12 protein-coding genes and 2 pseudogenes are annotated in these 12,156 nt (G+C 34.5%); 10 read left to right on the top strand and 4 right to left on the bottom strand.

The window, feature by feature from the left end:
• Positions 1-181 precede the first annotated feature (181 nt).
• The 4 genes from OEV82_RS15050 (at position 182) to OEV82_RS15035 (ending at position 2,857) form a co-directional block, all read left to right on the top strand.
• Positions 182-1,273, top strand: a complete 1,092-nt coding sequence (locus OEV82_RS15050; RefSeq protein ID WP_263062329.1) for a sensor histidine kinase — start codon at positions 182-184, stop codon at positions 1,271-1,273.
• A complete protein-coding gene (locus OEV82_RS15045) occupies positions 1,270-1,953 on the top strand; it encodes a response regulator transcription factor (protein WP_263062328.1) in 684 nt (227 codons plus the stop codon). The genes OEV82_RS15050 and OEV82_RS15045 overlap by 4 nt, the downstream gene beginning before the upstream one ends.
• 290 nt (positions 1,954-2,243) lie before the next feature.
• On the top strand, positions 2,244-2,663 hold the full coding sequence (locus tag OEV82_RS15040; protein ID WP_263062327.1) for a DUF6220 domain-containing protein: 420 nt from the start codon (positions 2,244-2,246) through the stop codon (positions 2,661-2,663).
• Positions 2,660-2,857, top strand: coding sequence for a DUF5957 family protein (locus OEV82_RS15035; RefSeq protein WP_263062326.1), 198 nt, complete (start codon positions 2,660-2,662; stop codon positions 2,855-2,857). The genes OEV82_RS15040 and OEV82_RS15035 overlap by 4 nt, the downstream gene beginning before the upstream one ends.
• A 194-nt stretch (positions 2,858-3,051) precedes the next feature.
• On the opposite strand, the gene OEV82_RS15030 is transcribed toward OEV82_RS15035, so the two are convergent.
• Complete coding sequence (locus OEV82_RS15030; RefSeq protein ID WP_263062325.1) at positions 3,052-4,038, bottom strand: tRNA dihydrouridine synthase; 987 nt, start codon at positions 4,036-4,038, stop codon at positions 3,052-3,054.
• 265 nt (positions 4,039-4,303) lie between these two features.
• Positions 4,304-4,393, bottom strand: a pseudogene (locus OEV82_RS15025) (aspartate dehydrogenase); the annotation flags it as partial.
• 439 nt (positions 4,394-4,832) lie between these two features.
• Between OEV82_RS15025 and OEV82_RS15020 the strand changes: the two are divergent.
• From OEV82_RS15020 to OEV82_RS15005, 4 genes are all read left to right on the top strand, one after another.
• Positions 4,833-6,143: a Na+/H+ antiporter family protein gene (locus tag OEV82_RS15020; RefSeq protein ID WP_173657824.1), complete on the top strand. Its 1,311-nt coding sequence runs from the start codon at positions 4,833-4,835 to the stop codon at positions 6,141-6,143.
• A gap of 101 nt (positions 6,144-6,244) precedes the next feature.
• Positions 6,245-6,685: a hut operon transcriptional regulator HutP gene (hutP, locus tag OEV82_RS15015; RefSeq protein ID WP_263062324.1), complete on the top strand. Its 441-nt coding sequence runs from the start codon at positions 6,245-6,247 to the stop codon at positions 6,683-6,685.
• Between the two features lie 100 nt (positions 6,686-6,785).
• Positions 6,786-8,315 carry a histidine ammonia-lyase gene (gene hutH / locus OEV82_RS15010; RefSeq protein WP_263062323.1) on the top strand — a complete coding sequence of 510 codons (1,530 nt, stop codon included), beginning with the start codon at positions 6,786-6,788 and terminating at the stop codon, positions 8,313-8,315.
• A 408-nt stretch (positions 8,316-8,723) separates the two neighbouring features.
• Positions 8,724-9,179 (top strand): hypothetical protein, encoded by a 456-nt coding sequence (locus OEV82_RS15005; RefSeq protein WP_263062322.1) that lies wholly within the window; start codon positions 8,724-8,726, stop codon positions 9,177-9,179.
• A gap of 35 nt (positions 9,180-9,214) precedes the next feature.
• On the opposite strand, the gene OEV82_RS15000 is transcribed toward OEV82_RS15005, so the two are convergent.
• Positions 9,215-9,991 carry a 3-hydroxybutyrate dehydrogenase gene (locus OEV82_RS15000; RefSeq protein WP_263062321.1) on the bottom strand — a complete coding sequence of 259 codons (777 nt, stop codon included), beginning with the start codon at positions 9,989-9,991 and terminating at the stop codon, positions 9,215-9,217.
• A gap of 638 nt (positions 9,992-10,629) precedes the next feature.
• Here OEV82_RS15000 and OEV82_RS14995 point away from each other — a divergent pair.
• Positions 10,630-10,857 carry a hypothetical protein gene (locus OEV82_RS14995; protein WP_263062320.1) on the top strand — a complete coding sequence of 76 codons (228 nt, stop codon included), beginning with the start codon at positions 10,630-10,632 and terminating at the stop codon, positions 10,855-10,857.
• Positions 10,858-11,077: 220 nt separating this feature from the next.
• Here the strand turns inward: OEV82_RS14995 and OEV82_RS14990 are convergent, their stop codons facing one another.
• A complete protein-coding gene (locus OEV82_RS14990) occupies positions 11,078-11,974 on the bottom strand; it encodes an N-acetylmuramoyl-L-alanine amidase (protein ID WP_263062319.1) in 897 nt (298 codons plus the stop codon).
• A gap of 58 nt (positions 11,975-12,032) precedes the next feature.
• On the opposite strand from OEV82_RS14990, the pseudogene OEV82_RS14985 reads away from it, so the two are divergent.
• A pseudogene (locus OEV82_RS14985) lies at positions 12,033-12,156 on the top strand (IS3-like element ISBce13 family transposase); the annotation flags it as partial.

Genomic DNA, 12,156 nt, shown 5'->3' with positions numbered 1-12,156 from the left:
CAATCTCCTAAAATTTGTAGGTAATATCAAGCTATTTTCAGGAAAATGTAAAAAGAGCGAATTGAGAAACACAAGGATTTCTCAATTTCGCTCTTTTTTTGGGGACTTATTGGACAGCCCCTTCTTTTTTACTCCATAAAAGGTTATGATGATAAAAAAAGCACGTTGGACGGTGAAAATCATGTCTATTAAAACACGATTAATTCTCTCGAACCTCGGTATGATTATCATTCCGATCTTCTCAATTTTATTCATTGATATTGCCATTGTAAATATTATGCTCTTTATTTTTCATATGGCGCCTAATGAAAATTTGCAGTTATTTTTAAATATACGATTTATTAGCTTTTTATTGGTACTGATAATCACCATTGGAGTGTTAACATACTTTGTATCCAAAAGTATTATTCAACCGATTCAACAACTTGCCGAAGCAGCAGAAAAAATTGCTCATGGCAACTTAGACTTTTCTTTAAAAATAAAAGGAAAAGACGAAATTAGTCAACTAGCGAATAGCTTCGAAACGATGAGAAAAAAATTAAAAGAAACCAAGGAACTAAACAAAAAATATGAACAAAATCGCCGGGAACTGATTGCAAGTATTTCCCATGATTTAAAAACCCCCATTACTTCGATTAAAGGTTATATCAATGGGATAAAAGATGGCATCGCTAATACACCAGAAAAAATGGAGAGATATATTAATACAATTGAAAATAAAGCTTCTGAATTGGATCATTTAATTGATGAATTATTTTTATTCTCTAAGTTAAGTTTAAATAAAGTTCAATACCATTTTATGCAATTTGACTTAAAAGACTATTTACAAGATTACATTGATGAACTACGTTTCGATTTAGGAGATAAGAATGAAATGATATCCTTAGTTGTCGAAGGAGATCTAGATTATAAGGTGACAGCTGATCGAAATCAACTTCATCGAGTTATGACAAATTTGATACAAAACAGCCTAAAATATATGGATAAAGAAACACCTAAAATTACTGTCAGACTTTCCAGTACTAACGACTTTATTAAAGTAGCTGTATGGGATAATGGTAGCGGAATCGAAAAAGAATCTCTTCCTTTTATTTTTGATCAATTCTACCGAACAGATGCGTCAAGAAACTCCTCAACGGGAGGAAGTGGCATCGGTCTAGCCATTGTAAAACAAATTATTGAAGATCATGGTGGGACTGTTTGGGCAGAAAGCGAAAAAAATATAGGTACAAGTATATTTTTTACCCTTCCGAAAGCAGGTGAAAATCGTTGAAGAGGATTTTAATAATCGAAGATGAAAAGGAAATTGCTGAATTAGAACGAGATTATTTAGAGGTGAATGGCTTCCAATGTGAAATTGTAACAACAGGTAACGAAGGGTTAGAAAAAGCAATAAACGAACCTTTTGATCTCATTTTACTTGATTTAATGTTGCCAGGCATGGATGGCTTTGCATTATGTAAAGAAATTCGTAAAGTAAAAGAAATACCGATTTTAATGGTAACTGCACGTAAGGAAGATATTGATATTATACGGGGGTTCGATCGTGGCGCTGATGACTATATCGAAAAACCTTTTAATCCGAATGAATTAGTTGCCCGCGTTAAAGCCCACCTTTCCCGTTATGAGCGGTTAGTAAACCAAAATCAGCCGAAAAAAGAAATCCGAGTACGTGGTTTACTTATTGATCAAGAAGCGCGCCGCGTATTTATTAATGGAGAAGAAAAAATTTTTACTGTGAAGGAGTTTGATTTGCTCACGTTTTTAGCCCTTCATCCAAATCAAGTCTTTAGCAAAGATCATTTATTTGAACGCATTTGGGGAATAGATGCGCTAGGTGATACATCGACCGTGACTGTCCATATCCGAAAAATTCGCGAGAAAATTGAACAAGACCCCTCGAATCCACAATTTATCGAAACCGTTTGGGGTGTCGGTTACCGTTTTAAATAAAAAAGAAATTGAGAGTCCAAAATCTATAAGATTTTGGCTCTTTTTTATGATTCACGAAACGAAAGCAACATTTATTCATATTAAAAACTAAGGTTTAGTGAGGCAACGAGTATGACATTTATAACTTTAGTCATTGAATTATAATGAGAAAAGCAAAAGAATTGTATCTTTGTATATGAGATAAAAACAACTGATTTACGTTTCTATTTAAGAAATATTTAAGAATCTAATAAGAATTTGTTTAAATCCTCCCTGTAAACTGAAAGTAGTTTGAAAGGGAGGTTTTAAATTTGGATAACAAAGAAATTTCTACATTAATAAAAGTAAATCGTGTGTTATTTTTACTTTTTTCGAGTTTATTTTTCATAGCAGTGTTATCACAAATCTTTTTAGCTGGCTTAGCAATTTTCGTAAATCCTATATATTGGATGAAGCATACAACCTTTATTCATGTATTTGGTTTTAATATTCCAGTACTGTTATTTTTACTTTCATATTTTGGAAAATTGCCACAATGGTCCTATATTTATGTATTCGGACTAATATCAGGTGTATTTTTTATGTATTTTACAGCAAACTTTACCAACATTCTTCGCTGGCTGGGAGCATTACATCCTATTATTGCGGTTTTCCTAGTTATTTTATCTTTTCTATTAGTGAAAAAGACAACTTTATTCATTTTTCAAAAAAGGAGTAGTGAGCTAATATGAGAATATTTATTGCAATCATTGTTGGGTTACTTGGTGGCTTTATTTTAGGTGTGGCATTATCAAGCTTTCTCGGGATTTTCGGAATGACTATGCTTAATCAACCGATTGGGATCAAATTCTTACCATATTACACCGCATTACTATGTGCGATCGTGTTACCCATTTTGGAATATCGAAAAGTTATTAAAAAATAAATGAAAACAACCTATAAGAATCTATATTCGAAGACCTTTCCTACTAAAATGCAACGCTTCTGTCCTCGGCAACAGCTTTCGGGGACATTTCTTCTTCTTTTCTTACTCTTGTCCTCAAATAACTGCCCTTCCTCGAGCATTTTTTTTAACTAAAGAAAAAACGACTGGTTTTATAAAACCAGTCAACAGAAAAATTATACGGTTCCGATTACATCAGCATTTTCCCGTTCAAATTCATCAAGCATTTTTCGAACTTCATCGGTCGTTTTCGTACTCATTAAATGATGACGCAGTTCACTGGCGCCGCGGAACCCTTTAACATATATCTTAAAGAAACGTTGCAATTGTGCAAATGGTCGTGGTTCCAATTCCTTCGAATACTTATCAAATAAATCCAGATGCAATTTTAACAGATCAAGTAACTCTTTACTGCTATGTTCTTTCGGCTCCTTTTCAAAGGCATAAGGATTTTTAAATATGCCTCTTCCGATCATCACACCATCCACACCATATCTCTCTACTAATTCCAATCCCGTTTTTCTGTCTGGTATATCTCCATTGATCGTTAATAATGTCTGTGGAGCCACTTCATCACGAAGTTTTTTAATCTCCGGAATAAGTTCCCAATGGGCATCAACTTTACTCATTTCTTTTCTCGTTCGCAAATGAATAGAAAGATTAACAATATCTTGTTTTAATAAATGAGTTAGCCAATTACGCCATTCATCAACATTCGTATAACCTAATCTTGTTTTTACACTTACCGGAAGTCCTCCAGCTTTTGCTGCTTCAATAAGTTCCGCTGCCACATCTGGCCTTTTAATTAAACCAGCACCCTTTCCATCAGCTGCCACGTTCGGGACGGGACATCCCATATTAATATCTAATCCGCTAAATCCTGCTTCTGCCATTCCGATACTCATTTGACGAAACTTCTCTGGCTTATCTCCCCAAATATGAGCGACAATCGGTTGTTCATCTTCCGTATAAAGCAAACGCCCACGTACACTCTTCTTACCCTCTGGGTGACAGTAACTTTCAGAGTTCGTAAATTCTGTAAAAAACACATCTGGTCTTGCTGCTGCACCTACAACATGACGAAAGACCACATCGGTTACATCTTCCATCGGCGCCAGTATAAAGAACGGGCGAGGTAAACTATGCCAAAAATTACTTTCCATCTATTTATTCAACCCTCTCGTTTGTCTATTCTGCTTAAGCTTTTTTTCTTTTTCACTTATACCATGAATAAGTCTATTATAGCAATTGGATTTTCAACTCTTGTCCTAACAATTGTTTATATATAAACTTTCATTTAATACTATAAAAATAAATGTTGCTAGAATCAACATTACTAAAGAATTACCAATAAATAGAAAAAGCCCAATCCGTAAGGACTCAGCCTTTCTAAATCATTATCTAATTTTAATTTAGCATTCACTCTTTTTAACGTTCCGTTCTGATAATACTCATGGCTGCTAAATAACTTGTCCTTGGATTTTCGGGAAGTGGGTTGTTTGTAATTGTAAGACTCGCTTCACCAAAATCATTTACTTTTGAGTCTCAAAACTTCTCAAAATATTAGACCTTTCACTTAAAAAACAGAATTCGTACGAAGTAAAATAAACACATAATATATGTTCATATTCTTTAAATATGTAACATATTGTTTTTATAAAGCTACTTCTCGAATAAGGGGCTTTACCATCATTATGAATCCGTAAGCAATTCCAAAATTTTTAATCATACATATAAAGAAACGTATTTCATGAATATGCCTATCGTTATTAGTAATTAGGGGGCAATACGAAAGGAATCAATTCTCTTTCGTATTTGTTCCCTATTTTTTTACAAAAAAAGGTGGTGAATCATTGATAACAATCTAGTATATTTTAAAGACATATGGCATGATTTTTAATGGCGTATTTTTTTCTCCTTTAAGATACAATAAAAAAGAAAGTGAGGTTGAATATATATGTTAAACGCGGTGATTATTTCAGTAGTTGTTTTAGCAGTATTATGCCTTTTACGTGTAAATGTATTATTAGCTATTCTAATTGCTGCGATCGTTGCAGGTTTAACAGAAGGTTTATCAATCGTCGATTCCATAAATATGCTTATTGCCGGTATGGGAGGATTATCTGAAACAGCTCTCAGTTATATACTGTTGGGTACTTTTGCTGTTATGATTGGATACTCAGGTATTACTAACTTTCTTGTGCAAAGCTTATTACGAATTATAAAAGGAAAACGGTCAATTTTACTTTTAACAATCGCTGGTGTAGCATGCTTATCTCAGAATCTTATACCTGTTCATATTGCATTTATTCCGATCCTCATTCCTCCGTTACTTCATTTATTTGACAAAATGAAGGTTGATCGAAGAGGCGTAGCAACTGCTTTAACCTTTGGTCTTAAAGCACCGTATATCATGATTCCTGCCGGTTTTGGTTTTATTTTCCAAGGAATTATTGCAGATGAAATGAGTGCCAGTGGAATGGAAATCTCTCGTTCCTCAGTTGCTATGGCAATGCTTGTACCTGGATTTAGTATGGTTGTTGGTTTATTAATTGCCATTTTCTTTACTTATCGAAAGGATCGAGAAATTCCTTCGACCTCTAACAAAACCACAGTTGATATGGCTGCATCTGAAGAAAAGGTTAAATTTACTATAAAGCATGGTTTAACGATTGTTGCAATTGTCGGAGCATTGGCCGTTCAAATATTAACCAGTTCTCTTGTGATCGGAGCATTATTTGGAATTATCTTGATGTTTTTATTCCATATCGTTCCATTTAAAAAAGGAGAAAAATTTGTTGCTGATGGAATATCGATGATGGGTATGATTGCGTTTATAATGCTGATTGCTTCAGGATATGCACACATTTTGAAAGAAACTGGAGCCGTAGACTCCCTTGTGCAAGCAACAACTGGAATTCTTGAAAACAGTGATAAATTTGTAGTTGCTTTCATTATGTTACTCGTCGGCTTATTCATAACAATGGGTATTGGTACCTCATTTGGAACGGTCCCAATCATAGCCGCTTTATATGTCCCAATCTGTACAGCTGTAGGTTTTTCTACATTGGCAACGGCTACAATAATTGGTACAGCAGGAGCGCTGGGTGATGCGGGCTCGCCTGCATCAGATAGTACACTTGGACCAACCTCAGGGCTGAATGCCGATGGAAAACATAACCATATATGGGATACATGTGTACCTACCTTTATCCATTTTAATATCCCATTACTAATATTCGGTTCGATTGCTGCTATTATACTGTAGTAGCCAATTTAAACTGGCTAGATTCGTTCGGTCTGGTTGACAGAATTTACAGAATTGTTTAAAATTGTTTTAGCTACCAGTCATTAGAAAAGGAGTATATGATGTCCTTAGATCGCAATCAACTTATTGGCAAAACAGCAATCTTACTACTATTACAGGATAATTATAAGATCCCAGAAAGTTTGCAAAAACGCGGTTGGAAATATTGTAAAGGGAAAGTTGGCTCCATGGATACACAAACGGTTATTGCAGCAGTTGAAACAGCAGCTAAAAAGCAAAAATTAATACAACCTAATTTATACCGGGAGTACCACGCAATCTACCACGCCATAATTGAAGCATTAAATGGTGTTACAAGGGGAAACAACCTTATAGGTACCGTACTGCGGACTGTCGGATTACAGTTTGCCGTTGTACGCGGAAATCCATATAAAAATGGAGAAGAAGGCGATTGGATAGCCGTAGCTTTTTACGGCACGATTGGTGCACCAGTAAAAGGACTGGAACATGAGTCGATTGGTCTTGGAATAAATCATATATAAGATTAAAAGACCCATAGCTTTTAGTCTATCAGGGGGCGTATAACACTAACTTACGTTTATAGTGTTATACGCCTTTTTTATGTGTTTTGGAGGTGGTAAATTGGTGATACTAACTGGAAAGTCATTAACACTTGAGGAAATTAAGCGAGTTGTATGGTATAAGGAAAAAGTCAAAATTCATCCAGCTACCATCGCAAAAATAGAACAAAATCGTCAAACGGTAGAAAAAATGATTGAAGAGCAGAAAATTATGTATGGTATAAATACAGGGTTTGGAAAATTGAGTGATGTGATGATCGATGATATGGACTTAGATGAATTACAGTTAAATTTAATTAGATCCCATGCATGCGGGGTTGGAGAAATTTTTTCTGAAAAGATTAGCCGTACTATGTTATTATTGAGGGCTAATGCATTATCCCAAGGTTATTCCGGAATTCGACCTATCATTGTTCAGCAACTAGTCAATTTAATCAATAAGTCTATTCATCCCGTCATCCCTCAACAAGGCTCACTCGGTGCCAGTGGAGATCTTGCTCCTTTATCTCATCTAGCACTCGTACTAATCGGAGAAGGGGAAGTGTTTTATCAAGGTCAGCGGATACCTACTTCTCGCGCTTTTGTAAAAGCAGGTATCACACCAATTAAACTCAAAGCAAAAGAAGGATTGGCACTTATCAATGGAACACAAGCGATGACTGCAGTTGGAGTCAATGCTTATTTGGAAATGGAAAAGTTACTCTTCCAAAGTGAACTGATTGCTTGCATGACTATTGAAGGTTTAAGAGGAATTATCGATGCATTTGATCCTGATTTACACAGAGTCCGTGGACACCAAGAACAAATTCAAGTAGCTATGAGAATGAACACTTATTTATCCAATAGTTCTTTAATAACAAAACAAGGGGAACTACGTATTCAAGACGCCTATTCCCTTCGCTGTATCCCACAAGTACTCGGCGCTGCTTGGCAAGCTATTTTGCATGTTAAAGAAAAACTTCTTATTGAGATCAATGCAGTGACGGATAATCCACTTATATTTTCAAAGGAAAGTAAAGTTATTTCTGGCGGTAATTTTCATGGAGAAATCATCGCATTAGCCATGGACTATATGAAACTAGGAATTGCTGAAACTGCAAATATTGCAGAACGAAGAATTGAACGGCTAGTTAATCCACAACTGAATGATTTACCAGCGTTTTTAAGTCCTCAACCTGGACTCCAGTCTGGAGCGATGATCATGCAATATTCAGCGGCTTCCCTTGTATCAGAAAATAAAGTTTTAGCACACCCTGCAAGTGTCGATTCCATCCCATCGTCTGCTAATCAAGAAGACCATGTAAGCATGGGAACAATTGCAGCAAGGCAAGCTTTACAAATGGTACAAAACACAAGGAGAGTTATCGCTATTGAGCTAATATGTGCCATGGAAGCTGTGGACTATCGTGGAACGCATCTAATGTCAACGGCAACAAAAGAGTGCTATAAGAAAGCCAGACAAATTGTCCCTTCCATTACGAAAGATCGAGTGTTTTCTGTAGATATTGAAAATATGCAAAAATGGCTAATAGAGGAAGAAGAACTACAAGAATTGATCCAACACGTTACCGATGATGTTCACTATAGTTAAAAGTGGTAATTGGCAATGGTATTCGTTCTATTGAAAATGTATCGATCAAAATTTAAAAAGAAAAACAATCATTTATTTATTTGACCAATGAACTTTCCGTTATACATCGAATCTTTCTCAAATTTAAGCGTACACAAATGTTTAAATTTCATATAAAATTAACGATTATTACTTCTTACTCACTCTCCGTTTGAATCAAAAAACTTTACAATAAAAACCCGGATTTCGATTGTTTTCTTCGAAATCCAGGTTTTTATATAATATGCTTTTACATATCGATAAGTTCTAAGTTATCTTGGAGAAACCACTCATCTTCGTCACAACATCCCTCGTTCATTCTTCAAAAGAATTTCGACGATTCGCTAAAATCTGATAAAATGGTATTAACCAGTTTCTAGGAGGAATGTAATGAATAAAGAAAAATTAAAAACATGGGTTCAAAAAATCATTCGTTTTTTAGCCGCATTGATCGGCGTTGTCTTATTTTTTTATGTCCTTGTATTTTTTATCGGTTTTGTACCGAATGGTTACAACATTATTCAAGAAAATGGTGATCAATTAACAATAAAATCATATACAATCCTTGGGATGACAGAAAAAATATATGAGTATACACCAGGCGAAGAAGATTTATGGACAAGCCTCGATATTAAGCGAATTATTAACAATGAAAAATGGTATTATGTCTTACTGTTCTCAGCTGTAACAATATCCACCTATTTTTTTATAAAACTTAAGCGTGAGGGGCAAAGTTTTTTTCGAGCATTGATGAATAGCTACTTATTTTTCTCTTTACTGATTCCCTTTATATTAATCAGAAATCATATCATTGCCTTAGACTTGATACTTGGACAGATGCAATAATAGGTCGAAATCAGACCTTACCTAACTCTAAAAACTCATTGTGCAGTATATCCTCCATCTAAAACAACAGCTTGACCAGTCACACCTTTTGCTTTATCGCTCGCTAAAAATATACAATAATCTGCAATTTCTTGAACACTTATTAAACGTTTTTGGGGAATAAGCGGGTATAACACTTCTTCTAGCACTTTGTCTACCGATATTCCCCTTGTTTTTGCTAAATCATTAAATTGACCACGTACTAAAGGTGTATCAACATAACCAGGACAAAGAGCATTAACCGTAATTCCGTATTGTGCCGCTTCTAGAGCTGCTACTTTTGTTAAACCAATCACACCATGTTTTGCACTATTATAGGCAGCTTTTCCTGCAAAGCCAATGAGGCCATTTATGGATGCCATATTAATGATTCTTCCAAATTTTTGCTTTTTCATAATCGGAAAGACTTTTTTTATTGCCATAAATGGGGCAACTTGCATCACCTTGATCAAATGCTCAAATTTTTCCGTCGGAAATTCTTCGATAGTAGACACGTATTGCAAACCAGCATTATTAATTAATACATCAAGTCTTCCAAAGTTTGTAACCGTCTCATCAATGCTATCAATAATTTCTTGTTCTTTCGTCACATCTACCTTCAATCCGATGCAATCGTAGCCTTCTTTTTTCAGATCCATTGTTACTTCTTTAACTTTCTCTTCATTTACATCGGTAAATACAACTTTTGCACCATTTTTCAAAAATTCTACACCTACTTGTAAACCAATACCACTTGCCGCCCCTGTAATATATACGATTCGTCCGTTAACCATTTAATTCCCCTCTCAATTTCTTTCATTACTCACTTTATATAGATAAATTTCTTCCTTAAAAACAAAACTCCTTTTTCCAAGAGACTGTTTTTAATTAACTTTCCAATTTTTTTGTGTATGTTTAGACAAAAGCATTTTTTTAGTACATAAGAGGTTTTTATCCATATGACGGTTCCATCGTATTAAATTTCTATCTGTATAATTTTTGTTTCTACAACATAAACCGGCGAAGCAACAGGTTATATCCTAGTGGAAATGAGGATAAGAATCGGAGATGCAGAATAAATTTTTAGTAGGGTTAAACTGGCACACTTGTCAAGGACACATTAGAAAAAGAGGCTACGTAATCAGAAGATGATTCCTATATTGAATAAGGTGGCGCATTCTCCTCTTTTATTATAAAAATAGCTAGCTTTTCAAATATCCTTTTACAAGATCGTCCTTTCAGTTTACCTGTATTTAAACATTATAGTTTAAAACTGCATTAAATTCTGTGAATTATGGATATATAGAAAATATTTTCATTATCTTGTCAACGAGTCATAATCTTTTTATAATAATATTCAAATCTTAACGCTGCGAAGAGATAATTTAGAAATAATTAAGTTTTATAGTTAATATTAATGGAGGAATTTTTATTGAAAACTCAATATATTGTCGGATCAATGTTCTTATTAACTGGGTGTTTAATGTACTTTTTAGAGAGGTTAGTGAGTTCTGCTGTACATATTTCAGGTAACTTCGTAAACGAAAATACACTACGTATTTACCCGGAATCGTACATACTATCCTTTTTATTTATTATTATAGGGGGAATTTTAATAGCAATAGCTGAATATAGAAGGAACAAAAATCAAGGTAAATAGAAAAAAGTGTATATTAAATATTCATAAAAATGGTTCTTCGAACATTCAAAGACACAAGATGTGTGTTGAATTGTTTCAGTCGAACCATTTTTATTTTGATTAAGTCCAAAATAGAAATGGGTAAATATTTTTTTATAATACAATGAGTGGCCTAGTTTAACCGATCCGCGTCCTCGTAGTTTTTGTGCTCTGGAAATCTAGCTACAAATTTATATATTTGCTATTCTACGTCTTTTTTGAAAACCCAGGATATAATCTCTTTCAACAACACCCTATCGGATTTGACTTGCTGAATCGTATACGTTTGTCCTTTTACCCAATTTGGAATTGTTTGTCCGGTTGCATAATGAGTAGCAGAAGATTTGATTTTTACTTTATCACCTACCTTAAAATCTCGCACATCGCTACCACCTATCGGAATAATCAATTTCTGACCAACATAGATTGTATCAGAAATTAATCCGTTAGCTTCTTTAATCTGTTCAATGGTTACCCCATATTTCTGCGAAATTCCCCATAATGTATCTCCAGCTTGTACTATATGAGTAATCCCTGAGGGTGTAGAATTTTTCTTAAGATTAAACAATTTGACTAATCCATTAACATGACCCTGTGCGATATTATCTAAGAAACTATCATTTTTTAATTTATTCGCGTCTGTAGTGCGATCTATAAATCCATTCTCTGTTAAAATAGCAGGCATTTTAGTCTCACGAAGAACAGCATAGTTTGCACGTTTTTTACCTCTGTCATTCCAACCTGTAGTTTTTACAATTTCCTCATGAAGAATATTTTGATAAGCAATTGTGGAAGAACTTACATTTCCGTTGTAAATATAAGATTCAAAACCAACGCCACCGCCAGCGTTTATATGGATAGAAAGGAAAATATCTGCTCCCCAATCGTTAGCCATTTTGGCACGTTCAGCAAGTGTGATTTTTTTATTCCCTTCACGACTTAATTTAACTTGGACGTTTTCATAAGTTAATAATTTATCTTTTAATTTTAGTGCGATTGCTAAAGTTAATTCAGCTTCCTTTAAACCATTAGCAACAGCACCTGGATCATAACCATTTAAAACACCTTCATGGCCAGGATCAATAAAGATTTTAACCATTGTTAATTCTCTCCTTTTTATTTTTTATATATGCAAAAAATAAGCCGCCCGTTTGGACGACGAAAAATGGGTAGCTGATATTACATATGTCCATACGCTTCGTGATGGTTGGTGTTATCTAGCGTCCGTTCTTGATTTACATACAAAAAAAGTGGTCGGATATAAATTCTCTCGTACCATGA

The sequence above is a fragment of the Pallidibacillus thermolactis genome, assembly GCF_025660415.1.
Lineage (GTDB): Bacteria > Bacillota > Bacilli > Bacillales > Caldibacillaceae > Pallidibacillus > Pallidibacillus thermolactis.
The sequence above is the reverse complement of the archived record's forward strand: the minus strand, read 5'-3'. Positions and strand labels throughout refer to the sequence as shown.

Excerpts from the sequence above, each read along its gene's own strand:
- OEV82_RS15050 (WP_263062329.1), top strand. The coding sequence starts at position 182 with ATGTCTATTAAAACACGATTAATTCTCTCGAACCTCGGTATGATTATC.
- OEV82_RS15035 (WP_263062326.1), top strand. The coding sequence starts at position 2,660 with ATGAGAATATTTATTGCAATCATTGTTGGGTTACTTGGTGGCTTTATT.
- OEV82_RS15030 (WP_263062325.1), bottom strand. The coding sequence starts at position 4,038 with ATGGAAAGTAATTTTTGGCATAGTTTACCTCGCCCGTTCTTTATACTG.
- OEV82_RS15020 (WP_173657824.1), top strand. The coding sequence starts at position 4,833 with ATGTTAAACGCGGTGATTATTTCAGTAGTTGTTTTAGCAGTATTATGC.
- hutP (WP_263062324.1), top strand. The coding sequence starts at position 6,245 with ATGTCCTTAGATCGCAATCAACTTATTGGCAAAACAGCAATCTTACTA.
- OEV82_RS15005 (WP_263062322.1), top strand. The coding sequence starts at position 8,724 with ATGAATAAAGAAAAATTAAAAACATGGGTTCAAAAAATCATTCGTTTT.
- OEV82_RS15000 (WP_263062321.1), bottom strand. The coding sequence starts at position 9,991 with ATGGTTAACGGACGAATCGTATATATTACAGGGGCGGCAAGTGGTATT.
- OEV82_RS14990 (WP_263062319.1), bottom strand. The coding sequence starts at position 11,974 with ATGGTTAAAATCTTTATTGATCCTGGCCATGAAGGTGTTTTAAATGGT.